We start from the raw sequence: 25,039 nt of genomic DNA, 5'->3' as shown, positions 1-25,039 counted from the left end.
CCACTATGGTCGCCGACACTCCCCCGCACGCGGATCCACCTGCGGCGGGATCGGTGTCGCGGTCAGCCTTTCGCCTTCCCGGGGCCCTGTCCATCCGTGCCGGCACCCATATCCCGGCCCTGACACGACCCGGCGCGCAGGAGTTCGACCGCGAACGCGGAGGCGATCAGCCCGGCCGCCATGAGCAGCCCGTGGGGCAGGGTCGCGCCGGCGACCACGGCGGCGAGCGCCAGGGTCATGGCCAGCCAGGCCCGACCGCGCCGGTGCGCGCGGGGCCCTCGCCGGCGTGCCGTGCGCGGGCCGGGGGCGCGGTCGGTGCCGTCCTCCTCGTCGGACCGGTGCATGGTCCCTCCTCCTCTCCCCGGAAGACGGGGCGATCGGGCGGTCAGGCGGTCAGGCGGTCGGGCGGTCAGGCGGTCGGGCGGTCAGGCGAGTGCGAAGTAGCGCAGCCACACGTACACCCCCGCGAGGACGGTGGTGACGGCGGTGACGATCAGGCCGTAGCGGCTGAACTGCCAGAAGGAGATGTGGTGTCCGGCCCGGTCCGCGATCCCGACCACGACGACGTTGGCGGAGGAGGCGATGATCGTGGCGTTCCCCGCCAGGTCCGCTCCGAGGGCGAAGGACCACCACAGCACCCCGGCCTCCTCGATGCCGCCGGACGCGGCGACGATCTCGGCGACGATCGGGCTGGTGGAGGCGACGAAGGGAATGTTGTCGATCACCGCCGAGGGAACGACCGAGCCGAACAGCACGGCCATCGAGGCACCGAAGAGGCGGCCCTCGGTCGCGCGTGCCGCGGCCTGGCCGACCTCGGTGATGACACCGGTCCGCACGAGCGCGCCGACCATGACGAACAGGCCGGCGAAGAAGGCCAGCGTGGGCCATTCCACGCTCGCGACGACCTCCTTCACGTCCAACCGGGAGACCGCCAGGAGGACCAGCCCGCCCGTGAGGGCCACCACCGAGGGTTCGAGGTGCAGCGTGGTGTGCAGGACGAAGCAGACTACGACGGCCACGATGACCACGCCGCTCACGGCCAGCAGCCGGCCGTCCTTGATGGCGTCGCGCTCCCGCATCGCCATCACCTCGGCCGCGCGCCGCGGGTCGCAGGTGAACGCGCCGCGGAACAGCCACCGGGCCAGCACCGCGAACACGAGGACCAGCACGGTGGTGATCGGCGCCATGTGGAGCAGGAAGTCGTTGAAGGACAGGCCCGCGCGGGAGCCGATCATGATGTTGGGCGGGTCGCCGATCAGGGTGGCGGCGCCGCCGATGTTGCAGGCCATCACCTCGGCGATCAGGTACGGCACCACGGGCACGCCCAGGCGCCGGCAGACCACGATGGTGACGGGGGCGATCAGCAGCACGGTGGTCACGTTGTCCAGCCAGGCCGAGAGGAACGCCGTCGCCAGGATGAGGAGGACCATCAGGCGGTACGGGCGGCCCCTGGCCCGTTTCGCCGCCCAGATGGCGACGTACTCGAAGAGGCCGGTCCGCTTGAGGACGGCGACGATCAGCATCATGCCCAGGAGCAGGAAGATGACGTTCCAGTCGATGCCCGTCACCTCGGAGAAGAACGCGTGTTCGGGGCTGGTCGCCCCGATCACGAGCATGACCACCGCGCCCCCGAGCGCCGCGGTGACCCGGTGGACACGTTCGGTCGCGATCAGCAGGTAGGTGGCGGCGAAGACCGCGAGGGTCAGCCACGTCGCGGCGCTCACGGCGGGGCCGAGCCCGTCGGGGGGCGGGCGAGGGCGCGGTGCCGGCGGCCCGCGCGGCCGCGCGAGCGGGGTGGGGTCGTCATCGGCGCGGACTCCGTTCGTGCCGTGGCCGTGGACCCCCGGGCCGCCCGGTACGCCGCGCCTCGCCGGCGCACTCCACCGCACGCACTCCACCGCACGGACCGCGCCGCGCGCGGGCCCGGGGGCCGCAGGGGTGTTCCTCTACCCGAGCATCACCCGTCCCACCGGCCCCACGCATCGGGGCTGACACCCATCTTGGGACCGCCCGGACCGGCGACGCTCAGCGAGGGGTGAGCAGGCAGAACTCGTTGCCCTCCACATCCGCCAGCACCCTCCAGTGGATCGCGGAGGGATCGATCCCGGTGTCGGTGGCGCCCAGGGCGCGCAGTCGGGCCTCCTCGGCCGCCATGTCGCCGTCGAGGTAGGGGCTGACGTCGAGGTGCACGCGGTTCCAGCCGCTCTTGGCGTCGGGGGTGCGGACGAACTCCAGGTAGGGACCGACGCCCTGGGCGGAGCGCAGCGACGCGTGGTCGTCGGCCACCTCGTGCAGGGTCCAGTCCATCGCCCCGTCCCAGAACCGGGCCATCGCCCGCGGGTCGGCGCAGTCGACGACCACCGCGGCGATCGGGCCGGTGTCCCGGTAGACCGGACGGGGTTCCAGGACGCAGAACTCGTTGCCCTCGGGGTCGGCCATGACCGTCCAGGGGACGTCGCCCTGGCCCACGTCGGCGAGCGTCGCGCCCAGGTCCCGCAGGCGTGCGACCAACTCGGCCTGGTGGGCGGGCGAGGTGGTCGCCAGGTCGAGGTGGACGCGGTTCTTCACGGTCTTGGGTTCGGGGCGCGCGATGATGTCCACGCAGACGGCCGTGGGGTCCGGGTAGGAGAAGCCCACGGGTTCGAGGTTCGTCACGCCGGGTGCCTCGCTGTCGATGCCCCACCCGAGGGCCTGTGCCCAGAACCGTCCGAGCGCGGAGTCGTCCTGGGCCTTCATGTTGATCTGTACGAGTCGTGTCGCCATGCCCAAGATCATAAAAGGTCCGGTCCGGCGGGCCCCGGGCCCCCTGACGCACACGGGCGCCAAGGGGCCGCGGGGCCCGGCTCGGGGCCCGACCGGTCGCCCTGGGTGTACTGCCCCGCAGCGTTGTTGACGCGGGCGCCCACCGCGAGGTCGCCGGCGGTGCGCGGCCCGTCCCGGGATACGGTCACCCCGAAGGAAAGCGCTCTTCGGCGGGCCGGCTCGTACGTGGCCGACCACCCGTACCCACCGCGGCCCGCGCGAGGAGCCCCGCACACCCAACACCACCCGGGGGAAACCAGTGACCGCATCCGACGTGCGCGCCCGTGCGCCGCGACCGCCTCGAATAACGGAGGTCGACGCCCTGCGCGGTTTCGCGCTCCTGGGCATCCTGCTCGTCAACGCGCTGATGATGGCCGGTCCCTACGGGGTGGGGTCGGTCGCGGACCCGGACGCCTCCACGCTCGACCGGACCGTGTACGGCGTCGTCCAGGCCCTCGTGGTCGGCAAGTTCTACCTGATGTTCTCCTTCCTCTTCGGCTACAGCTTCACCCTCCAGCTCGCCGCGGCCGACCGCGACGACGCGCGCCCCGTGCCCCGACTGCTGCGCCGCTCCCTCGGCCTGCTGGTCCTGGGCGCCCTGCACGCCGTACTGCTCTACGTCGGCGACATCCTCATGACCTACGCGCTGCTCGGCCTGGTGCTGATCGCCGTGCGCGACCGCCGGGCTTCGACGGCCCTGCGGGCCGCCCGGATCGTGTACGTCTGCGTGAGCGGCGTCCTGCTCCTGCTGAGCCTGCTCTCCCTGCTCGTGCCGGAAGCCGAAGCGGCGAAGCTGGACGCCGAACTCTCTGCGGGCTTCGCCGAGCGGGTCGCCGACTACCGAGGCGACGCGGCCTCCGTCGTACGGGCCAACCTCGCGCTGCTGCCCGAGGCGTTCCTCTCCGTCCTCGCGATGGGCGGCTTCGTCCTGACCGCCTTCCTCGTCGGCCTGTACTGCGGCAAGTCGCGGTTGCTCGCCTACACGGAAGGGCACACGGCACGGATGCGCCGCCTCTGCGTGCTGGGCGCCGTCCTCGGGCTGCCCGGCGGCCTCTTCATGGCGCTGGCCGGCAACGGCCCGCTCGGGGCGCGTTGGGCGATCGCCGGCGAGATCGTGGGCCTGGTCACGGCGCCGGCCCTCACGGCCTCCTACGTCTGCGGCCTGCTGCTGTTCCTGCGGTCCGCCCGCGGGGCGCGCGTCACGGCCGTCCTGGCACCGGCCGGCCGCATGGCCCTGACGAACTACCTGGGCCAGTCGCTCGTCATGGCCCTCGTCTTCACCGCGTACGGCCTCGCCCTCTACGACCGCCTCGACCCGGCGGTCGTCGTCCTCGGCGCGTTCCTGCTCTACGCCGCCCAACTGGCCCTGAGCTCCCGGCTCATGGCCCGGTTCCGGTACGGCCCGGTGGAATGGCTGCTCCGCGCCGTCACCCTGGCCGGTCCCCCGCACGCCTCCGCCCGCACGAGGGCGACGGCCACCCGCTGAGGCGCGCCGCGCGGACCCGCCACGGCGCTCGTGATCCGCGTACGGCCACGAGCGCCCACGGCGGCGGCCCGCCGGGGGGTCAGTACGCGCGCGGGCCCGCGTCGGTGGCGCGCATCGGCTGCGGGTAGTACAACTGCCCGTCCTTCATGACCTGCTGGCACGTGTACGGGGTGGGCCCCATGGGCACCGCGACGGCCTCGGGGACGTCGTTGCACAGGATGTGGTCCAGGGTGTCACCGCTGTTGCCGAAGATGATGCGGCGGACGCCCTCCTGCGTGATGAGCCCCTGGCGCGGGGAGGCCGTGTAGGTCACGAGGTTGTCCGAGAAGCCGGACTTGTCGCCGATGGTGACGTCCCACTGCACCACCGCGCCTTTGTACTCGGACGTGCAGACGACGGTGGTGCCCTTCGTCGAGTTGAGGTCCTTCGGGCACTTGGCGGTGACCTCACCGGTGCCACCGCCGAGGCCGAGGGTCTTCTTGCGGAGCGCGTACTCCACGTTCGCCGAGAACGGCGCGTCGGAGGCGGGCGACGGTTGCAGCTCGCCGGTCGGGAGGGGTTCGGGACGATCCAGCCGGTTGGGCAGTCGACTGACCGACGGCGCCGGCTTGGCGCTCTTCGCGTCGGTTCCTCCGCACCCCGTGGCCACAACGGCCACGCTCGTCACCGCCACCACACCCAAAATCTTCATGCGCATGACGAAAAGATTACTGGTCGGAGCGGGTGCGGCCGTCCTACCGGGTGGTCGGTCCGACCCCCGACCGGAGGATCCGCACCGGTGGGGGCCGAACGGTCCCGGGCGGGCCCGCCCGGGACCGGAACGCGTCGCTCAGCGGAACAGGTGCGCGTGCTCCTCGGCCCAGTCGTCGAAGGTGCGGGCGGGACGGCCCGTCAGATCGGCGAGGGTGGGCCGCTGGTCGAGCGTCCACTGCCGGAGCTCGTCGAGGCGCAGCGCGTACTCGCGGAGCGCGAAGAGGGTGACGTCGATGCCGTCGTCGGGCCACCCGCGCTCGCGCCACGCGTCCCGGCCCGCCTCGGGGGCGAGGTCGACCGTCGTGACGGTCCTGCCGATGGCCCGGCCGATGCTCTCGACGCGGTCGCGGGTGGCGAGCGGCGGTCCGACGGCCTCCAGGACGGTGCCCACGTGGTCGGCCGTGCGCAGCGCCGTCGCGGCGACGGCGGCCAGGTCCTCCTCGTGGACGAACGGGTAGTAGCCGTCCTCGACGAACGCCTCGCGGACGGTGCTCTCGCCGCGCACCGTGTCGGGCCAGTCCGATCCCGTGGCCGGGTAGGTGCCCTCCAGCACGGCTCCCATGACGGCCGAGGGCCGGATGTGCGTCCACTCCATCCCGGACGCCTCGACGGCACGCTCGACGGCCAGCCAGAACCAGGTCTCCGGCGGGTACGCCTCCTCGTGCTCGGGCCCGTGCGAGGAGAGCGTGACGACGCGCCGCGTGCCGGCCTCGCGGGCGAGCTCCAGTGCCTCCCGTACGGTGTCCGGAACGGCGCCCGCCAGGAAGACGGTGTCCGTGCCGGCGAAGACCCCGACGCGTTCGGCGGGTCGGGTGACGGATCCCTCGACGAGTTCGACGCCGGCGGGCCAGTGGCCCATCTGCCCCGGCTCGGCCAGGACGCGCACCCGGTCGCCCGCGGCGAGGAGTTGCCGGGCGAGGCGTCGCCCGACGACTCCGGTGGGGCTGCTGCCGGCGCCTTTGCGGGCCTCGACGGCCGTCAGCAGGTGCAGCGGGGAGGCGGACGACGGGGACGGGTCGGAAACCGCGTTCGGGATCGTCTGGTGAAAGGACACGGCGAGCACCTCCGGTGAAGACAGCGGAGACCGTGCGCCGTCCTCCCCGTCCCGGGGGAAGCGGTTGCCGATCAGGGCCGCCCACACTACCAAGGCGACCGACGGCGCGCAGCGGTCCGACCGGGCCGGCCCGAGGCGCTCCGGGCCCGCGCGAAACCCTCCGACCTGCGCCCGACCGGCGGGCGGGATATCAAGGAGCGTGAAGGCGGACGCGAGGTCCGGCGGTCGCCTCCCACGGCTGAGGAGTACGTCTCGTGGAGTTCGAGGTCAATGGCGCCCGGCGCGCGGTGGACGTGGACGACGATCCGGCCGCCGTGGAGGTGGTCCGCGACAGGCTGGGGCTGACCGGCACGAAGCTGGTCTGCGGGGGCGGGGTGTGCGGAGCCTGCACGATCCAGGTCGACGGTGAGCCCCGGGTGTCCTGTCTGACGCCGGCGGCCTTCCTGGCCGGTCGGCGGGTGACGACCGTCGAGGGTCTGTCCGACCATCCGATGGCCCGTGCCTTCGCCGGCGAGGACGCCCTCCAGTGCGGTTACTGCACGCCGGGGTTCGTGGTCGAGGCGGCGGCGTTCTTCGACCGGTGGCGGGCTGCGCACGGCCACGCCCGACCGGGACGGGAGCTGATCTCCGAGGCGCTCTCGGGCCACCTGTGCCGGTGCGGCGCGTACGAGGCGATCCTCGCCGCGGTGGCCGCCGCCTGCGCCGGCGACTACGACACGGCGCCGGCCGCCGGGCGGGAGCCCGCGGCCCCGCGCGTCGAGGCTCCGACGAAGGTCGACGGTTCGGCCCGCTACACCACGGACCAGCGCCCCGAGGGACTGCTGCACGGGGTGATCGTCCGTTCCCCGCACGCGCACGCCCTCGTGCGTTCCCTCGAGGCCGGGGACGTGGCGCTGGTGTCGCTGCTGCCCCCCGACGGCGTCGTGCGCTACGTCGGGCAGCCGGTGGCCGCGGTCGCGGGGCCCGACCGGGCCGGCGCGCTCGCGGCGGCCGCGCGCGTGCGGGTGGACTACGAGGTGCTGCCCGCGGCCCTGGACGCGCGGCGGGCCCGGTCCGGGGAGGGGCCGCTCGTCTACGAGGACAAGGCGGCGCGCGAGCGGGCTCCGGGCTCGGGCGAGGCGCCCCAGCTGGTGCCCGCGCGCTGGCGGGGAAACCTGCGCGGGCCGTCCGCGATGAGCAGGCGACCGGCCACGGCCGTACGCCGCATCCTGGACGCCCGGACCCACAGCCCCGAGCGGCTGGTGGAGGGCGTGTTCACCACCGCCGCGCAGACGCACACCCCGCTGGAGCCGCACGCCTGTCTGGCCTGGTGGGACGAGGGGACCCTCCGTCTGGAGGTGTCCACGCAGTCGGTGCGGCAGGTGGCGCGGCAGGCCGCCGAACGGTTCGGCGTACCCGCCGACCGGGTCGTGGCGAAGGCCGTCCACGTGGGCGGCGGCTTCGGCTGCAAGATGGGGCTGACCTCCGACGTCGTCGCGGCCGTCGAACTGGCGCGGCTGCACGACGCGCCCGTACGGGTGGTGCTGGACCGGGACGAGGAGCTCGTGGACGGCGGATACCGGCCGGGCACCCGGATCCGGCTGGCGATGGCCGCGGACGCGGACGGCGCCCTGAGCGCGCTGGCCATGGACGTCGACAACGACGGCGGTGTCTCGGTCGGCGGCACGGTCGCCGCCCTGGCCCGGTTCGTGTACGGCAAGGCGCCGCGCCGGCTGCGGGACTTCGACACGCTCACCCACCGGCCCCCGGGCGCCCCCTTCCGCGGCCCGGGCGGGCCCACGATGTGCTGGGCCCTGGAACAGGCCGTCGACGAGATGGCCCACCGGCTCGGCGAGGACCCGATCGCCCTGCGGCGCCGCTGGGACGGCAATCCCAAGCGGCACGCCCTGTACGACTGGGCCGCGGCCCTGCCGGTCTGGTCGGGGGCGCGCGGCGGCGGCGGACGGTTCCGCCGGGGCGTCGGCGTCGCGGCGGCCAACTGGCTCTACTTCCTCGATCCCGACACCGAGGTGGAACTCACCGTCGAGGACGGGGTGGTCGTGGCCCGCTGCGCGGTGCAGGACATGGGCACGGGATCACGGTCCGTGCTGTGCCGGGCCGTCGCCGAGGGCCTCGGCGTCACGGCGGCCCGGGTGCGGGCGGAGGTCGGCCACAGCGACGCCGCCCACGGTCCGACCTCCGGCGGCAGCCGTACGACGCCCTCCCTGGTGCCCGCGGCGTCGGACGCCGCCCGGCGACTGCGCGAGGCGCTCGGCGGCGGCGACGACCTCGCCGCCCGTCTGGACGCGGCGCACGGCATGCGGGTGGTCGGCCGCCGGCCCCGCGACCGCCGGGGGTTCGTGACCCCCTTCGGCCTCACCATGGGCGGCGTGGCCATCGGCCGTGGTTTCACCGGATCGGTGCAGGTCGCCGAGGTCGAGGTGGACACGCGCCTCGGCCGGATCCGTCCGCTGCGCGTGTGGAGCGGCATCGCCGCGGGCCGGGTCCACGAGGAGCGGTTGGCCCGCAGCCAGTGCGAGGGCGCCGTGGTACAGGGCATCGGCTACGCCCTGTACGAGGAGCGGCGCACCGATCCGGTCACGGGCCGGGTGGTGACGGAGAACCTGGAGGACTACCGCATCCCCGGCATCGGCGACACTCCCGAGATCACCGTCCACTTCCATCAGGAGGGCTTCGAGCACGTCCCCGGCGGCGGTGTCGGTCTCGGCGAGATCGCGACGCTGCCCACCGCGGCGTGCCTGGCCAACGCGGTGTACGACGCGACCGGCCGGCGCCCGTACGACATGCCCATCCGCCCCGACCGACTCCTGGAAGGACCGGGCGCATGAGCAACGAGCCCGCCCTGGCCGATCTTTCGGCCGTCGTCCTGGCCCGTGGCGGGGAGCTGCGCGCCGGCGGCACCGACACGACCGCACGGCAGCGCAGCGGCATCTCCCCCGGGCCGTTCACCGACCTCGGCGGCGCCGGGGAGATGCGCGGCATCACGCCGTTGCCCGGGGGCGGACTGCGGATCGGCGCCCTGACCACGCTCGCCGCGCTGGCCGGCGACCCGCGGGTGCGCGACGGTTGGCCGGGGTTGGCGCCGGCGGCCGCGACCGCGGCCACTCCGCAGATCCGCGCCGCCGGCACCCTGGGCGGCAACCTGCTCCAGCGCAACCGCTGCTGGTACTACCGCAATCCGCACGTCGACTGCCTCCAGAAGGGCGGGAGCGACTGCCCGGCGCGTCGGGGCGACCACCATTTCGGGGTGGTGTGCGGCGACGGCCCGTGCGTCACCCCGCACCCTTCGACGCTGGCGATGGCCCTGCTCACCTACGACGCCGAGGCCGAGGTCCACGGCGAGTCCCCGCGCGGGGTGGCCGCGTTGTACGGGGACGGCGACCTCCTCTTCCGTACGGACCACCTGCTCGCGCCGCAGCGGATCCTGACGGCGGTCCGGCTGCCCGCCCCGTGGCCGGGCGAACGCGCCGCCCACCACCGGACCATCAGCCGGGCGCACGCCGAGTGGCCCCTGGTGGAGGCCTCGGTCCGGCTGGTGCTCGACGGCTCCACGATCACGCACGCCGCCGTCGCGGCGGGCGGGGTGGCGCGCGTCCCCCTGCGGCTGCCGGAGGTGGAGACCGCCCTGATCGGCCGTGGGGCCGACCCCGACTCCCTCGCTTCCGCGGCGGCGACGGTGCTCGCCCGTTGCCGCCCCCTGCCGCAGACCGGATACAAGGCCGCGCTGTTCAGGGACACGGTCCTGGAGGCCCTGGAACGGGCCGCCGCCGCGCCCGCGGACGCCTGACGCGCGGCCCGGCGCCGGGGGTCGGGCCGTGTCGAGCGGGCAGTCGAATGCGGCGGGCGGGGCCTTCCGGGCCGGTAGCCACCGGCCGCGGCGCACGCCCGGCCGATCGCCGTGGGGCTCGCTGTAGCCTGCCCCTCATGATCGAGAAGAGCTCCGGATCGCGAATATTCCGCCTGCCGGTGTCGGACGGTCCGCAGCGCGCCCTCATCGTCGCGAGTTTCGTCAGCCGGGTGGGCAACGGGCTGTTCAACACCGCCTCGGTGCTCTACTTCACGCTCGTGGTGCACCTGCCCGCCGCCCAGGTCGGCGTCGGGCTCACCATCGCCGGGCTGGTCGGACTGCTCGCGGGGATCCCGGCCGGGAACCTGGCCGACCGGCACGGGCCGCGCACGGTGTGGCTCGCGTCCCTCGCGGTGCAGGCCGCGACGATGGCGACGTTCGTCCTCATCGACGACTGGCTCACGTTCACGCTGCTCGCCACCCTGGACCGGCTGGCGGCGACGGCGAGCGGCGCCGCCGGCGGAGCGCTCATCGCCCGCGCCGGCGGCGAACGCCCGGCGGCGTTCAGGGCGAAGCTGCGGACGTACGTCAACCTCGGCGTGGTCCTGGGCACGCTCGGCGCCGCCGTGGCCGTCTCGATCGACACCCGAGCCGCCTACACCGTACTCATCCTCGCCAACGCCGCGAGCTTCGCCGGGGCCGGTGCGATCGCCCTGGCCCGCGTCCCGAACTACCGGCCCCTGCCGCGGCCCGCGGAACACCACCGCTGGGCGGTCCTGTCCGACCGGCCGTTCGTCTCCTTCGTCGCCCTCTACGGAGCGATGGGGCTTCAGTACCAGACCGTCTCCCTGTTGTTGCCGATCTGGCTGTCGGCCCACACCGACGCGCCCCGCTGGACCGTGGCGGCGGTCTACGCGGTCAACAGCGGGGTCTGCGTACTGCTCCAGAGCCGGATCGGCTCCCGGGTGGAGACGCCGCGCCAGGGCGGTCGGGCGCTGCGGCGCGCGGGGCTGCTCTTCCTGGTCGGTTGCCCCCTGATGGCCCTGACCGCGAACGTCCCGGTCTGGGTCGCGCCGGGACTCGCCGTCCTCGCCGTCGTCGTGCACAGCCTCGGCGAGGTGTGGGAGTCCTCGGGCGGCTACGCGCTCGGCTTCGGCCTCGCCCCCGATCACGCCCAGGGGCAGTACCAGGGCTTCCTCGGCATCGGCTTCGACGCCGGACAGGCCCTGGCCCCCGTGGTGCTGACGACGGCCGTCCTCGGCCTCGGACACGCGGGCTGGTTCGCGCTCGGCGCGTTCTTCGCGGCGGTGGGCGCGGCGGGCCCGCCGGTGGCCAGGTGGGCGGAGCGCACCCGACCCGCGGGCGGCGCGGCGGCCGAGGCTCCGGCGGTGGTCGCGGATCGGCCGGACGGCAGGCCCGCGTCGCTCGACGCCGACACCCGCTGAGGCCCCGCCCGACCGGGGCGGGCGGTCGGGCGGGCTCGGGTCGGCGCCCGGCTCACCCGGCGTCGGCCGCCGGGGACAGGCAGGCCCGCAGTTCGGCCTCCCCCGCGTTCCCGCCGGTGCACACGATCGCCACCCGCTGCCCGGCGAATTCCTCGCGCGCCGCGAGGAGCGCCGCCAGGGGCGCGGCGGCGGCCCCCTCGGCCACGGTTCGGGCGTCCCGCATGAGCGTCCACTGGGCGCGTCGGATGGCGTCGTCCTCGACGAGCCGGAAGTCGGCGAGGTGCTCGCGCATCAGGCGTTGCGTCAGCTCGAAGCCGGACCCGGTGGCCAGTCCCTCCGCCGTCGTGGTGTTCGGGCGCGTGACGCAGCGGCCGGCGCGCCAGGAGTCGTGGGCGGCCGGGGAGGCGGCCGACTGCACCGCGATGACGCGGCAGCGCGGGCCGATCGCCGCTGCCACCAGGCCCGCGGCGGCGGCGCCGCTGCCGCCCCCGACGGGGACGAGGATCGCGTCGAGGTCCGGTTCCCGCTCGAAGACCTCCAGGAACGCGGTGGCCACGCCGGCGATCAGGTCCGGTTCGTTCGCCGCGCTCACCAGCCGCATCCCGCGCCGGGGGGCGAGTTCCTCGGCGTGCCGGCGGGCCTGTTCGAAGTCGGCGCCGTGCTCGACCAGTTCGGCACCGAGGCGGCGTACGGCCGCGGCCTTCAACGGATTCGGATCCCTCGGCATGACGAGGGTGCACGGGACGCCGAACAGCGCCGCGGCGTGGGCGAGGGACTGCGCGTGATTGCCGGTGGAGTACGACAGGACGCCCCGGGCCCGCTCGGCCGGGTCCATCGCCGCGAGCAGGGTGACGCCCCCTCTGACCTTGAGGGCGCCGGTCGGCTGGAGGTTCTCGTGTTTGACCAGGACCCGGACGCCGCCGCCCACGGAGGCGTCGAGGGCGGGATAGGACATCAGGGGGGTGGGTGAGAGGTGGGCGCGCTGGAGACGGCGTGCGCGAAGGACGTCGGAGATCGTCGGACGGTGCATGCCCCCATGCTGCGCACGGAGCGACCGATAGGACCAATGCCTGTTTCCGATGGACCCATCGATACCATCGATGGATGTTCGACGAGAACCGGCTGCGGGTGTTCGCGGCCATCGCCCGCGAGGGTTCGGTGACGGCCGCGGCGGCGGCCCTGCACTACGCCCAGCCGTCGGTCAGTCACCACCTCGCCCGGCTCGAAGCGGAGGCCGGCGTGCCGCTCGTGCGGCGCGTGGGGCGCGGGATCCGGCTGACCGAGGCCGGTCGCCTGCTCGCCGATCGCGCCGAGGAGATCCTGGGCCGGATCGACTCGGCCCGGGTCGAACTCGCCGCCCATGCCGGGCTCGGCGCCGGACGGGTGCGCCTCGCGTCGTTCCCCTCCGCGCTCGCCACGCTCGTACCGGTGGCGGCCGCCGCCTTCGCCGCCGCGCACCCGGACGTCGAACTGGCCCTGACCGAGGCGGAGCCTCCCGAGGCCCTGGCGGCGCTGCGGCGCGGGGAGGTCGACGTCGCGCTCGCCTTCCACCACGGCGACGGCCCGCCCGCCGGCCGCGAGGGCCACACCGTGACCCCGCTCCTGCACGAGCCGGTCTACGTCGTCAGCCGGGCCGGCGACCCGGACACCGGACCGCGCTCCGACCTCGCCACCCACCGGGACCGGCGGTGGATCGCCGGCTGCGAGCGGTGCCGGGCGCACCTCCTGGCGGCGTGCGCGGAGCGCGGGTTCTCCCCCTCGATCGCCTTCGAGACCGACGATCACGTCGCGGCCCAGGCCCTCGTGGCCGCGGGCCTCGGCGTCACCACGCTGCCCGGCCTGGCGCTGCGCGCCCATCGAAACCCCGACGTGCGCGTCGACCGGCTTGCGGAGGTCCGGCGCCGCGTCGAGGCCGTCGTCTACGGCGCACCGCCGGCCCCGGCGCCGGTCGACGCCTTCCTGAAGGTCCTCGCGGACACCGCCGGCCGGCCCCTGCGGTGGCCCTGAGCGGTGCGGGCGACGGGCTGCGCCGCTGCCGCGCTACCTCTTCGAGGTGCGGCTGATGCCGGAGGTGATCTGGGAGACCCGCGGGACGGAGATGCCGAGGGTGTCGGCGACCTCGGCCACCGACCGGGTGGTCCGCAGCTCGATGACGGCGGCCTGCCGGGTGGCGCGGAGTTCGGCCTGGAGCGCGGGTACGGCGTCGAGGACGGCGCCCACCGCGCGGGCGCGGTCGGTGGGGTCCGGGATGGCCGCGAGGCTCGCGACGACGGAGCGGATCGCGTCGACGGCGGGAGAGGTCTCGATCATGGGGGCAGGCTAACCCGCGGATGTGACAGTCGGGTTGTCCGATTCTCGCGGAGGGGTGCCCCGAAGTGCGCCGATGCGCGGGGACGCGCGGACCGCACGCCGTCACGGGGGAGACGGAACGAGCCCGGTTTCGGCGTACGCTGACCCCTATGACCAACATCAGTACGAATGACGAGCAAGCGCACGAGGAACTCCGCGTCCTGACGGAACGTTATGTGAAGGAGTTCAGCGCACGCCTCGCCGAGGTCGAGTCCCCGCTCGCCCGTGAGGGCGTCGCCCGGATGATCGTCGACGCGCTCCTGACCGACGCGGTCCGACAGGCCAAGATCGTACGCAGCGACGCCATACGCGAACTGAAGCAGGGGCGCACCCTGAAGCAGGTCGCGGAGATGACCGGGCTCTCCATCCCGCGCGTCGACCAGTTGGTCAAGTGGAGCTGAACGTCCCCGCCCCCGACCGGGTTCGGTCACCGGGCGGGGGCGGGCGAGCGGTGACGGGTCGGTGGCGCGGCCGCGTTCAGGCGGTCGGGTCGTCCAGGATCTCGACGTAACCCTCGGCGCCGTGGACGCGGATCCGTTGCCCGTCGCGGATGAGTCGGGTGGCCCCTTCCACGCCGACGACGGCCGGCAGGCCGTACTCCCGGGCGATCACCGCGCCGTGCGTCATCTGACCGCCGACCTCCGTCACCAGCCCGGCGACGGCGACGAACAGCGGCGACCAGCTGGGGTCCGTGAAGGTCGTGACCAGGATGTCTCCCGCTTCGAGGTCGGCGTCCGCCATGTCCAGGACGACGCGGGCCCTGCCCTCGACCGTCCCGGCGGAGACCGCCACGCCGACCAGGGCGCCGTCCGGCACGCCGTCGCGCCGGTACTCCCCGCCGAGGCACTCGCCGTCCGAGGTGAGCACGCGCGGAGGCGTGAGGGAGTGGTGGGAGCGGAACGCCTCCTTGCGCCGCCGGATCAGCGCCCGGTCCACCCGCCGCGAGCGCACGGCCTCGTGGAGTTCCTCGAACGTGAGGTGGAAGGCGTCCTCCCGCTCCGCGAGCACGCCGGCCCGCACGAGGCGGTCGGCCTCCTCCAGCAGGGCCCGCTTGTAGACGAAGGAGCGGCAGACGATGCCGTACTTCGGGTACTCGCGGTATCCGATGAAGGTCCGTACCCGGTCGATCATCCGCCGGGTCTCCTCGGCCTTGCGCTCCCCGTCCGGCAGGGCCCGCAGGCGTGACAGGACGTCCCGTTCCTTCTCCCGCGCCGCGCTCAGGCCCTGCTCGAAGCGCCTTCGGGCGGCGCCCGGTGCGAAGTTCGCGACGTGGTCGAGGATCACGGGCAGCAGCGCGGTGGGGCGTTCGCGCCAGCGCGGCCTGGTGATGTCGATCTCCCCGACGCACCGCATGCCGTACCGGTCGAGGTAGGCCTCGATGGCGTCGCGCGCGGCGGCCCCGCCCGGGAGCTTCGCCAGCCCGTCCAGGAAGTCCTCGTCCTCGGCGCCCCGGAGGTGGGCGATGACCTCCGGATGCGGGCGGACGACGTCCGCGACGTCGAGGAGCTCCAGCCCCATCCGCGAGGTGATGTTGTCGGGGGCGGACAGCGTGAGCGTGTCGGCCGCGTTCCTCTCCCCCAGCCACTCGCCCAGCCGGTCGTTGAGCCACCACGTGGCCTCCATGCCGGCCATGATCACCTGGATGCTCAACGGGTCGCCGACGACCCGCTTGTGCTCCTCGAAGGCCTCCAGCAGGAAGTCGAACAGCTCCGGTCCGCTCTTCGCGCGGATGTCGCGTTCCAGAGCGGCGACCGAGGCCCGGCTGCGCCCGATCAGTTCGGTGACGACGGCCGGGTCGGTCTCGATCGCGGCCGCCGCGCCACGGGACGGCGCCGCGCCGGGCGGCGCCCCGGCGGGGTCCGGCTCCGGGAGGGTGGACACGAAGCCGTCGCGCTCCAGGATCGTCTCCAGGGCGTCCCTGACCAGTGGGTCCCCCTTGCCCACGGCGTCCAGGAGACCGGCGCGGCTCGCCGGCGAGGCCAGGCGCGGGGTGACGTCGACGTACAGCCGCCCGCCGGCCTCGTGCATCTCCACCATGGCCGTGAGCCGCCACAGGGAGGACCCGAGGGCCTTCATGGGATCGGTCATCATCTGCCCGTGGCCGACGGAGACGTAGACGCGGTTGTCCCGGTCGGCCCGCTCGGGGACGGGGAACAGCGTGGTGATCGGCCGGCTCTGGACGATCCGGAACTCGTCGCCCACCAGGCACCATTCGATGTCCTGCGGGCGACCGAAGCGCGCTTCGATCCGCCGCCCGAGCTCCACGAGCCGCAGGAGCTGGGCGTCCGTCAGCGCCGGCCGTTCCCGCCGCTCCGCCTCGACCTCCACCTCGCGCGTGCCGCCGCCCGCCACGGCGTGCAGGGCGCGCCGCTTGGCGGCGATCGTCCGCGTGACGACCTCGCCGTCGCGCACCGCGAACACGTCCGGGGCGACCAGGCCGGAGACGAGGGCCTCGCCGAGGCCCGGGCCCGCGTCCACGGTGGCGACCTTGCGGTTCCCCGTGACGGGGTCGGCGGTGAACAGGACTCCCGATGCCTCCGGGAGGACCATCCGCTGCACGACCACGGCCATGTGGACCGTGCGGTGGTCGATGCCGGCGCGCTGCCGGTAGGCCACGGCCCGCTCGGTGAACAGCGACGCCCAGCACCGGCTGACGTGGCGCAGGACCTCCTCGGTCCCCACGACGTTCAGGTACGTGTCCTGCTGGCCGGCGAAGGAGGCCGTCGGCAGGTCCTCCGCCGTCGCGCTGGAGCGGACCGCGTACGCCGCTCCCTCGCCCAGACGGGCGAGCGCCTCGGCGATCTCCGCCGCGAGGTCGTCGGGGACCGCGATCTCCTCGATGGTCCGACGGATCCGCGCGCCGAGCGCGGCGACCGCCTCCCGGTCGCCCGGGTCGAGGTGCGCGAGCCGATCGAGCTGTTCGTCGAGGGCGGGTGCCCCCGCCGTGATCCTTCGGTAGGCCTCCGTCGTCACGCAGAAGCCGGCCGGCACGTCGATCCCCTCGATCCGCGACAGCACGCCGAGGTGTGCGCCCTTGCCGCCGACGAACGCCGCCCGCCCCTCGTCGACCTCGTCGACCTCGTCCAGACCCACCACGTACCGCCCGGCCACCGGGGCACCTCCCGCACTGTCGAACACGTTGTCGAACACTTCCTCATCCCCGTTCGTCCACCCAACGCCGGACCCGACCCCGTTTGCGCAGGTCATGACCGTAGGCCGACGATTCTGCGGTACGACCGGGCCCTTGCGGCAAGCCCCCCGGTGCGCTATATCTTGAGAGTGGCGAGGAGATGTTTCTCCTCGCTTTTCCTTTTCCCCCACCCCTTCCCCGACGCCGCCGGCGACCCGGTCTCCGTAACGTCGGAGCGCTGTGCCTGTATTGCACGGCTATGGTGGAAATGTGATCGAGTCTGGACGGCCGCGGCACCCTCGGCGCTACGGCCGGGGGTGGCTCGTGCGGCTGTCGCCGGTCATCCTGACCGTCGTGATCGCCGGCCTGGCCTACGCCACCCCGCCGGAGATGGCGTTCAGCCGCCTCCTGCCGGCGGCGCCCGCGCTGGCCGCCGCCATGTGGCCGGTCCTGCCCACCGTCCTGCTGGGCACCGTCTGCCTCCTCCTGATGATCGGCCTGAGCCTCGTCTTCCCCGACCTGGGCACGTGGTGGACCTGCGCGGGGATCATCGCCGTCACCGTGGCCGCCGCGTACGGCAGCCACGTCCGGCTCCAGCGGGAACGCACCCTCTTCCAGGTGAGGCTCGTCGCCGACGCGGCACAGCAGGTGGTGCTGAGCCCGATGCCGCGCCGCTACGGGAACATCGAGATCGAGTCGCTGTACCTCGCGGCGGCGGCGGAGGCCCGCATCGGCGGGGACTTCTACGAGGTGGTCGACACGCCGTTCGGGATCCGGCTGCTCATCGGCGACGTGCGGGGCAAGGGACTGCCCGCGGTGGGGGCGGCGGCGGCGATCGTCAACGCGTTCCGGGAAGCGGCGTACGGCGAACCCGACATGGTCGACATCGCGCGCAGGCTGGACGCCAGCAGCAGCCGCTACAACGCCGCCTTCGCCCCCGACGGGGCGTTGGAGCGCTTCGCCACGGCCCTGCTCGCCGAGATCCCGCACGAGGGGCGACGCATCCACATCCTCAACTGCGGACACCCGCCGCCGCTGCTCCTGAACCCCGACGCCCTGCGCGTCCTGGAACCCGACACCCCCGCGCCGCTGCTCAGCCTCGCGGAGCTGATCGGCGATCACTACAACGTCGACACCTTCGAGTTCACCCCCGGCGACCTGCTGCTCCTCTACACGGACGGCATCGCCGAAACCCGCGCCCGCGACGGCGAGTTCTTCCCGCTGGCCACATGGATGCGCCAACAGCCCCCGACACCGCCGCGCGACCTGCTCACGGCGCTGCACCGCGACCTCCTGCACCACAGCAGGGGCCGTCTCGACGACGACATCGCCGCCCTCGCCGTGCGCCTGCGCGAATCCTGAGGCCCCCTCGATCAGATCGAGCGGTCGTCGCCCGGCGCGGGCACGGGGTGGGGCCGCAGGACCATCAACGCCTCCTCCCGGGTCGCCACCATGGCGAAGGGGAACCGGTCGAGTTCCAGGCAGAGCGCGACGTCGTCGGGATGGGCCCCCTGACGGACGCCCTCGGCCAGCTCGGAGGCGGCGCGCGAGGCGGCGCCGCGCCGCAGGTACCCGGCCGGGTCCGTCTCGACCCCGTCGGCCCTGCGGGCGATGTACTCGGCGCACGCCAGGTCCTCGTCGGCGCGCCCGTCCTCGCCGGTGACCACGAACGTCGCGCTGTCGCACCCGCGCGCGCGGAGCAGCCGCGCCGTCGCCTCGGCCACCACGAAGCCGGCGCAGAGCACCAGCGACGCGTCCCGGACGGCGAGGGCGCCGACGGTCCCCGCCGTGGTCTTCTGCACGACGGTCCGTCCGTCGAGCCGCGCGGACCGCAGCAGGGCGGGCGAGTTGACGGCGTCGAACCCCGGCGCCGGCGGGCCGTCCTTGAGCGCCACCCAGTCCGGGTTGCGCGCCTTGAGCGCCAGCGCCTCGTCGAGGGAGGCGGCCAGTACGATCTTCTGCGCCCCCTGGGCGAAGGCCGTGGCGGCCACGGTGTAGGCCCGCATGACGTCGATGACGACCGCGACGGAAGGTGCTTCGACCAGCTCGGGGATTCCGAGGAAACGAGCGTCCATCGAGCCATGATCACGCATGGCCGGGCAGCGGCACGCGGACGGTGACGCGCCTCACAAGGCCGACGCGGCCGGCCCGTTCAGGCCGGGACCGCGTCCGGTGTCACGCCCGCCCCGCGGCCGAAGGCCTCGTCGGCCGCCTCGCGGCCCAGGGCGGACAGGCAGGACGCCCACGCCCGGTCCACGTCGTGCCGCTCGGCCGGCGGGAGCGGGGCTCCGGTCGTGGCGCGGGCGGCGTGCGCGGTGCCGAGGAGCTCGGCGGCCCGTACGCTCTCGCCCGCCGCCGCGTCCGTCGCCGCCAGGCCTTCCAGGGCCAGCGCCACGGCCCGTACATCGCCCAGCTCGCGGGCCGTGGCCAGCCCCCGGGCGTGCAGGTCGCGGGCCCGGGCGAACTCGCCGCGCAGTTCGGCCGCGAACCCGAGCTCCGCCAGGGCCAGCGCGGTGCCCGGGCCGTAGCCGATGGCCCGGAACCAGGCCAGGACCGCCTCCATGTGCGCTTCGGCCGCCTCCAGGTCGCCCGTACGGCGGGCCGTCAGTCCGAGGCCGATCCGGGCGTCGGCCTCCGTGGGGCGGTGGCTCTGTTCCCGGGCCAGTGTCCGGGCGCGGCCGTGCAGTTCCGTCGAGGCCACGTGGTCACCGGCCAGGAGGGCGAGGCGGCCCAGGGCGCAGAGGCGTTTGGCGGCCTCCGTCCCCAGTCCGAGGTCCTCGGCGAGGGCCAGGCCTTCCCCGTGCAGCCGGGCGGCCCCGGAGCGGTCTCCGGCGATCTCGCACAGGGCCGCGCGGGGGAACACGGTCTGGAGCAGCCCCCAGCGGTCGCCCAGCGTCGTGAACAGGCGCACGGCACGGTCGGTGTCCGCGCGCACGGCCTCCAGGTCCCCGCGCCCGAGGGAGTGCCGGGCGCGCACGCAGAGGGCCGACGCGGTGCCCCAGGGGTCGCCGAGTTCCTCGGAGGCGCTCAGCGCCCGCCGGGTGATCTCCTCGCCGGTGGCCACGTCGCCGGCGCCCATCTGCGCGGTCGCCAGGAAGCAGAGGGCCAGGGCGCGGGCCCGGGGGTCGGCCGTCACGACGAGGGGGTCGTCGAGGGCGGCCAGTACGGAGTCGAGCGGGGTCCCGGCGGCTTCCGGCGAGGCCCCCTCCCCCAGGGTCAGGCCGGCCCGCCACGCGGCGGCGGTGGCGCGGGCCGCCGCCCGCTCGCCCCGCGCGACCGGGTCCGGGACCGGGTCCGACGGGGCGTCGCGCTCCGCGGCCAGGCAGGCGTCGAGGAGTCGGCCCGCCGCGGCCGGACGGCCGCGCAGCAGCCGGTAGCGGGTGAGGTCGCGGGCCGTGCGCAGGGCGGTGACCACGTCCGCGCGCGACAACGCCTCCTCGACCGCCGGGCGCAGTTCGGCCTCCGCCCCGTCGAGGAGCGCCAGCCACTCGCGTTGTCCGGGCCCGCGCAGCAGGGGCTCGGCCCGCCGGGCGAGTTCGCGGTGGTGGGCGCCGTGCCGGGCGCGGGTGTCGGCCTCCTCCCCCGCCTGCCGCAGGCGTTCGAGCGCGTAGTGCTTGACCGACTCGGGCAGTCGGTAGCGGGGGGCCGCGGGCCGGTCGACGAGGACCACGAGGGAGCGGTCGACCAGTCGGGCCAGCACTTCCGCGACCCGTGGGGCCGTCAGGTCCGGGCGGGCGCAGGAGGCCCGGGCGGCTTCGGCGGAGGCGTCCCCCGCGTGCACGGCGAGCCGTCGCAGGACGGCTTCCTCGGCGGGTCCGAGGAGCGCCCAGCTCCAGTCGATGACGGCGCGCAGGGTGCGTTGGCGTTCGGGGAGTCCTCGCAGTCCGCGCGACAGCAGGGCGAAGCGGTCGTCGAGCCCGGCCAGCAGGCCGTGGACGCCGAGGCCGCGGGCGCGGGCGGCGGCGAGCTCCAGTGCGAGGGGCAGTCCGTCCAGCCGGGCGCACAGGGCGGCGACGGCGGCGGCGTCCTCGGGTGAGGAGAGCGCCGCGGGCGGGAGGGCGGCCCGTGCCGTGAAGAGGGCGACCGCGTCCGAGGCCGCCAGCGGGGCCAGGGCGTGGACGGCCTCCCCGGCCAGTCCGAGGGGTTCCTGCGCGGTGGCGAGGACGGTCAGTCCCGGCAGCCTCGGCATGATCGAGGCCAGCAGGTCGGCAACGCCGTCCGCGAGGTGTTCGCAGTTGTCGAGGAGCAGGAGCGCTCGCCGCTCGCGCAGGGCGCCGACGAGGAGTTCGGCAGCCTCGTCCGGGGCGGGGGTCGCGTCGGGGACCGCCTCGGGGTGGCGCAGGCCCAGGGCCGTGAGGACCGCCTCGGCGACGGCCTCGGCGGTGGATCCGGCGGGCAGCGGGGCCAGTTCCACCAGCCGCGCCCCGTCCTCGGGGCCGTCCGGTCCCGGGTTCGCCGCGCGGGCGAGGGCGAGGCGCGTCTTGCCGACTCCGCCGGGGCCGGTGACGGTCACCAGCCGGGAGCGGGCCATCAGGTCCGCCACGGCGCGGAGGTCGCGGGCACGGCCCACGAGGGGCGTGAGGGGTGCGGGGAGCCCTGCGGGGGCCCCGGCCGGGGTGCGCGGCGCGGTCCTCGGGGCGACGGACGCCGCCCGCGCGGGGGGCGCGGTGGCGCGGGCGTCGCCGTCGGCGACGGCCGGCGCGGTGACGGCCCCGGCGGTGATGGCGGTCGCGGGGACGGTGGCCTCGACGGCGGTCGCGGCGGCGGCCGTGGCCTCGGAGGTCGGGGGCACGGCGCCGCCGTCGGTGGTGGCGTCACCGACGACGGTGCCGGCGGTCGCGGGGGCTCCGACGGCGACCGTGGCGGTCGTGGGGGCCGGGGCGGCGGGCCCGGGGGGCCGGGACGTCGGGTGCGGGGCGTCGCGCGGGATCCGGCGGGGCTCCGCAGGGCCGAAGCGGGTCTCCAGGTCGGGGTCCTGACGCAGGATCGCCTGGCGCAGCTCCGTCAGTTCCCGGCCGGGGTCGAGCCCGAGGTCGCGGGCGAGCCGGTCGCGCAGGTCCTCGTAACCGGCGAGGGCGTCGCCCTGCCGGCCGGCCCGGTACAGGGCGCGCAGGTGGACCGCCCTCAGGCGTTCCCGCAGGGGGTGTGCGGCGACGAGTTGCCCCAGCTCCCCCAGGACGGCGTGGTGTCCGCCCGACGCCACGCGCAGGTCGAGCAGCTCCTCCCGCGCGGCGAGACGTTCCTCCTCCAGCCGGCGCGCCGCCGCCCGTACGGAGCGGTCGTCGGTGTGGCCGGCGTACGCGTCCCCGCGCCACAGCTCCAGCGCCTCGGTCAGCAGGCCGATCCGGGGCGCCACGCCGAGCCCGTCGGCCCGTGCCCCGGCGAGCAGTTCCGTGAACCGCAGGGCGTCCAGTTCGGGGCCGGCCACCCGCAGGAGGTAGCCGCCGGGGTCGTGGACGAGGCGTTCGCGACCCCGGCCCGGATCGGCCCGTTCCAGCGCCGACCGCAGACGCGACACCTGGCCCTGGAGGCTTCCGTAGGGGTGCTCCGGGCCCTCGGTGTCGGGTCCGCCCCACAGGCTGTCCACGAGCCGGTCGGCGGAGACGGGCCGGCCGGGGTCGGCGAGCAGGCGGGCGAGCAGGCGGCGCGCCTTCGCCCCGGTCACGGGCACCGCCTCCCCGTCGACGGTCCACAACAACAGCGGTCCCAACACCCCCATGCGCATGCCGTCAACCCTAACGGGCCCGTGATGACGGACCGTCAGCGGTGGGCGGTGCAGGGGGTGGACGCGGCCCGTACGACGATCGACGGCGCACCGCGGCGGAGGCCCGGCCGACGGACAGCGGACCGACAGCGAACCGGCAGCGGACCGGCAGCGCCCCCGCGCATCGTGGTGCCCGTTCAGAGCTCCACCTTCCCGAACCGCCCCTTCCCTAGGAGACAGGCGACATGAACGCGACCACCACCACCCAGCCCGGCACCATCGGCGTCCTCGGCCTGGGCAACCTAGGCCGGGCACTCGCCGGCGCCTTCCTCGACGGCGGCCACCGCACCACCGTCTGGAACCGTTCGCAGGGGAAGGCCGACGAGCTGGTCGCCCGGGGCGCGCACCCGGCCGACTCCCCGACGGCGGCCGTCGCCGACGCCGACCTCGTCGTCGTGGCCGTCCTCGACTACGCCACGGTCCGTGAGCTGCTCCTGCCGGCCGCGGGCGCGCTGGCCGGGCGGACCGTCGTCAACCTGACCACCGGCACCCCGGCGGCGGCCCGGGAGCTCGCCGCCTGGGTCACCGACCAGGGCGCCGCCTACGTGGACGGCGCGGTGTACGCGGTGCCCCAGACGGTCGGCACCGCCTCCGCCTTCGTGCTCTACAGCGGGGACGAGGCGGCGTATCGGACGCACCGGCCGGTCCTGGACCGGCTCGGCGAGGGCGTGTTCGTCGGTGCGGCGCCCGAACTGTCCTCCGTGTACGACACCGCCGTCCTGAGCGGCATGTACGGGCTGTTCGCGGGGTTCTTCCAGGCGGTGGCGCTCGCCGGGACCGAGGGGATCGCCGCCTCGGCCGTCACCCCCCTGCTCGTGCGCTGGCTGACGTCCGCCGCGCAGGCCCTGCCGGAGTTCGCCGGGGAGATCGACCGGGGCGCGTACGCCACCACCACGTCCACCCTGGAGATCAACCAGATGGGCCTGCGCGACATCCTGGCCACGACCGAGGCGCAGGGGCTCTCCACGGATCTCCTGAGCCCGCTGCTGCGACTGTTCGACGACCAGGTGGCGGCGGGGCACGCCTCGTCGAGCCTGGCGCGGGCGGTGGAGTCGTTGCGCGGCGCCCACTGACGCCGGCACCTCCGGTCAGGGGGCGTCGGGAGCGGCTTCGAGGTCCCCGGCGGCCAGGCGCCGTTCGAGTGGGGTGCGCATGCTGGGTCGAAAGCGCATCCCGCCGAGGAAGCCGGCCAGTCGGGCCGCCTCGGTGGCGGTGGCGGCGCGGGCCTCGCGGGAGCGGCCCCGCGGTGTGAGCGGTCGGGTGACGATCTCGCCGTCCGGGCGCTGGGCCCAGCCGCCGACGATGCGGCCGTCCCACCAGAGGGTGGGGCCGATGTTGCCGTTGGTGTCGAAGAGTTCGGGGACGAGGGCGGGGTCCAGGTACCAGTCCCGGTGCCGCCAGCCCATGGCCGTGGGGTCCAGGGAGGGCAGCAGGGCGGCGGCGGGTTCGGCGGCGGGGGGCGGGTCGAGCTGGTCGGGCAGGGCGTGGCCGGGGCCGTGCGCGAGGTCGACCTCGACGGCCCCGGTGCGGGCCAGGGCCCGGCGGGTGTCGGTGAGGGTCCAGCCGGTCCACCACTTGAGGTCCTCGACGGTCGAGGGGCCGAAGGAGCGCAGCCGACGGACGAGGAGTTCGACGCGGGCCTCGTCGACCGGCAGGTCGGGGTGCGGCTCGGCGAGGGCCCAACGGAACTGTGAGGAAGCCCAGGTGCCCAGGGGGCGGCCGCGCCGGATCCGGCCCTGGGCGGCCAGCACCCCGAGGACGCGCGTGGTGATGCGGGGCGTGGCACCGTACGGCTTTCCGGGCGCGACCGTGAGCTGCGTGCGCAGGGCGGGGACGGCCGCCGCGAGCGCGGTCGCGGTGGCCTCGCCCGCGTCGGCCAGGGCTTCGAGGACGGCCCGCTCGGTGGCGGCCAGCCAGTCCTCGCCGTATCCGTGCTGCTCCCCCAGCACCTTCAGGAGGTTCCCGCGCTCGCGGGCCGCGACGGCCCTGGCGGTCGAGGCGTCGACCACGGGGGCGAGCTCGCGCGGCACCACGAACATGGTGCGGCGCATGCACAGCATCCGCAGCAGGCTCCGGTCCTCGTACAGGGCCCGTTCCAGTACCGCGGGCGTCGGGTCGTTCGTGCGGGCGGCCACGGCGAGATAGACGGTGGCCGGGTCCGTGGCGTGCAGGGCGACGAGGGCATCGGCGACCTGTAGGGATGTCTCCGCCCGCGCGGCGGGGGTCAGCAGGTGGGCGGTGGCGAGGCGGTCGCGCCGCTGCTCGTCGGTGATCCTGGGGCGGGGGGCGGTCACGGCCGGCCGCCGCGTGCGTTCCGGGACCCGTTCATGGTGTGCGCGCCTCTCCGTCGGGGGGGGGGGGGGTGGGCGCCCCCCCCCCCGGGGGGCCCCCAGCGGGCAGCAGAAATAATAAAAGGGGCCGGCGGGCGGGGGGGTGACCCCCCCCCCCCCCCCCCCCCCCCCGCGCGGG

General features: G+C 75.0%; 19 protein-coding genes. 8 read left to right on the top strand and 11 right to left on the bottom strand.

What is annotated here, in order from left to right; all coding sequences use genetic code 11:
* Positions 1–62: 62 nt before the first annotated feature.
* The 3 genes from ACZ6ZI_RS28435 to ACZ6ZI_RS28425 form a co-directional block, all read right to left on the bottom strand.
* Positions 63–344 (bottom strand): hypothetical protein, encoded by a 282-nt coding sequence (locus tag ACZ6ZI_RS28435; RefSeq protein WP_469525350.1) that lies wholly within the window; start codon positions 342–344, stop codon positions 63–65.
* An 81-nt stretch (positions 345–425) separates the two neighbouring features.
* Positions 426–1,724, bottom strand: a complete 1,299-nt coding sequence (locus ACZ6ZI_RS28430) for an ArsB/NhaD family transporter (protein ID WP_469525347.1) — start codon at positions 1,722–1,724, stop codon at positions 426–428.
* Positions 1,725–2,025: 301 nt separating this feature from the next.
* On the bottom strand, positions 2,026–2,763 hold the full coding sequence (locus tag ACZ6ZI_RS28425; RefSeq protein ID WP_469525345.1) for a VOC family protein: 738 nt from the start codon (positions 2,761–2,763) through the stop codon (positions 2,026–2,028).
* A 298-nt stretch (positions 2,764–3,061) separates the two neighbouring features.
* Here ACZ6ZI_RS28425 and ACZ6ZI_RS28420 point away from each other — a divergent pair, with 298 nt between their 5' ends.
* A complete protein-coding gene (locus ACZ6ZI_RS28420) occupies positions 3,062–4,288 on the top strand; it encodes a DUF418 domain-containing protein (protein WP_469525343.1) in 1,227 nt (408 codons plus the stop codon).
* A gap of 79 nt (positions 4,289–4,367) precedes the next feature.
* Here ACZ6ZI_RS28420 and ACZ6ZI_RS28415 read toward each other — a convergent pair whose 3' ends face one another.
* Entirely contained in the window at positions 4,368–4,985 is a 618-nt protein-coding gene (locus tag ACZ6ZI_RS28415) for a hypothetical protein (protein ID WP_469525340.1), read from the bottom strand.
* A 132-nt stretch (positions 4,986–5,117) separates the two neighbouring features.
* A complete protein-coding gene (locus ACZ6ZI_RS28410) occupies positions 5,118–6,095 on the bottom strand; it encodes an NAD(P)H-binding protein (protein ID WP_469525338.1) in 978 nt (325 codons plus the stop codon).
* 254 nt (positions 6,096–6,349) lie between these two features.
* Between ACZ6ZI_RS28410 and ACZ6ZI_RS28405 the strand changes: the two genes are divergently transcribed.
* The 3 genes from ACZ6ZI_RS28405 (at position 6,350) to ACZ6ZI_RS28395 (ending at position 11,327) form a co-directional block, all read left to right on the top strand.
* Positions 6,350–8,923: a molybdopterin-dependent oxidoreductase gene (locus tag ACZ6ZI_RS28405; RefSeq protein WP_469525336.1), complete on the top strand. Its 2,574-nt coding sequence runs from the start codon at positions 6,350–6,352 to the stop codon at positions 8,921–8,923.
* Positions 8,920–9,882, top strand: coding sequence for an FAD binding domain-containing protein (locus tag ACZ6ZI_RS28400; protein ID WP_469525335.1), 963 nt, complete (start codon positions 8,920–8,922; stop codon positions 9,880–9,882). The genes ACZ6ZI_RS28405 and ACZ6ZI_RS28400 overlap by 4 nt, the downstream gene beginning before the upstream one ends.
* Before the next feature lie 137 nt (positions 9,883–10,019).
* Complete coding sequence (locus ACZ6ZI_RS28395; RefSeq protein ID WP_469525333.1) at positions 10,020–11,327, top strand: MFS transporter; 1,308 nt, start codon at positions 10,020–10,022, stop codon at positions 11,325–11,327.
* A gap of 52 nt (positions 11,328–11,379) precedes the next feature.
* Here the strand turns inward: ACZ6ZI_RS28395 and ACZ6ZI_RS28390 are convergent, their stop codons facing one another.
* Positions 11,380–12,357 carry a threonine ammonia-lyase gene (locus ACZ6ZI_RS28390; RefSeq protein WP_469525331.1) on the bottom strand — a complete coding sequence of 326 codons (978 nt, stop codon included), beginning with the start codon at positions 12,355–12,357 and terminating at the stop codon, positions 11,380–11,382.
* Between the two features lie 74 nt (positions 12,358–12,431).
* On the opposite strand from ACZ6ZI_RS28390, the gene ACZ6ZI_RS28385 reads away from it, so the two are divergent.
* Positions 12,432–13,334, top strand: coding sequence for a LysR family transcriptional regulator (locus ACZ6ZI_RS28385; protein ID WP_469525330.1), 903 nt, complete (start codon positions 12,432–12,434; stop codon positions 13,332–13,334).
* Between the two features lie 33 nt (positions 13,335–13,367).
* Here the strand turns inward: ACZ6ZI_RS28385 and ACZ6ZI_RS28380 are convergent, their stop codons facing one another.
* Positions 13,368–13,637 (bottom strand): RNA polymerase subunit sigma-70, encoded by a 270-nt coding sequence (locus tag ACZ6ZI_RS28380; RefSeq protein ID WP_363063050.1) that lies wholly within the window; start codon positions 13,635–13,637, stop codon positions 13,368–13,370.
* Positions 13,638–13,786: 149 nt separating this feature from the next.
* Here ACZ6ZI_RS28380 and ACZ6ZI_RS28375 point away from each other — a divergent pair, with 149 nt between their 5' ends.
* Positions 13,787–14,077 carry a hypothetical protein gene (locus tag ACZ6ZI_RS28375; RefSeq protein ID WP_363063052.1) on the top strand — a complete coding sequence of 97 codons (291 nt, stop codon included), beginning with the start codon at positions 13,787–13,789 and terminating at the stop codon, positions 14,075–14,077.
* A 76-nt stretch (positions 14,078–14,153) separates the two neighbouring features.
* Here ACZ6ZI_RS28375 and rph read toward each other — a convergent pair whose 3' ends face one another.
* The gene (gene rph / locus ACZ6ZI_RS28370; protein ID WP_469525777.1) at positions 14,154–16,787 is read right to left on the bottom strand and encodes a rifamycin-inactivating phosphotransferase; all 2,634 of its coding nucleotides are present in this window, start codon (positions 16,785–16,787) and stop codon (positions 14,154–14,156) included.
* A gap of 289 nt (positions 16,788–17,076) precedes the next feature.
* On the opposite strand from rph, the gene ACZ6ZI_RS28365 reads away from it, so the two are divergent.
* Positions 17,077–18,168, top strand: coding sequence for a PP2C family protein-serine/threonine phosphatase (locus tag ACZ6ZI_RS28365; protein WP_469525325.1), 1,092 nt, complete (start codon positions 17,077–17,079; stop codon positions 18,166–18,168).
* Positions 18,169–18,179: 11 nt separating this feature from the next.
* Here the strand turns inward: ACZ6ZI_RS28365 and ACZ6ZI_RS28360 are convergent, their stop codons facing one another.
* Entirely contained in the window at positions 18,180–18,881 is a 702-nt protein-coding gene (locus tag ACZ6ZI_RS28360; protein WP_469525323.1) for a 2-phosphosulfolactate phosphatase, read from the bottom strand.
* Positions 18,882–18,958: 77 nt separating this feature from the next.
* A complete protein-coding gene (locus ACZ6ZI_RS28355; protein WP_469525322.1) occupies positions 18,959–22,531 on the bottom strand; it encodes an AfsR/SARP family transcriptional regulator in 3,573 nt (1,190 codons plus the stop codon).
* A gap of 224 nt (positions 22,532–22,755) precedes the next feature.
* Between ACZ6ZI_RS28355 and ACZ6ZI_RS28350 the strand changes: the two genes are divergently transcribed.
* On the top strand, positions 22,756–23,643 hold the full coding sequence (locus ACZ6ZI_RS28350) for an NAD(P)-dependent oxidoreductase (RefSeq protein ID WP_469525319.1): 888 nt from the start codon (positions 22,756–22,758) through the stop codon (positions 23,641–23,643).
* A 15-nt stretch (positions 23,644–23,658) separates the two neighbouring features.
* Here ACZ6ZI_RS28350 and ACZ6ZI_RS28345 read toward each other — a convergent pair whose 3' ends face one another.
* Entirely contained in the window at positions 23,659–24,864 is a 1,206-nt protein-coding gene (locus ACZ6ZI_RS28345) for a winged helix DNA-binding domain-containing protein (protein WP_469525317.1), read from the bottom strand.
* Positions 24,865–25,039 lie beyond the last annotated feature (175 nt).

The organism is Streptomyces sp. NPDC103540, from assembly GCF_055584445.1.
This window is presented reverse-complemented; position numbering and strand designations above follow the sequence as displayed.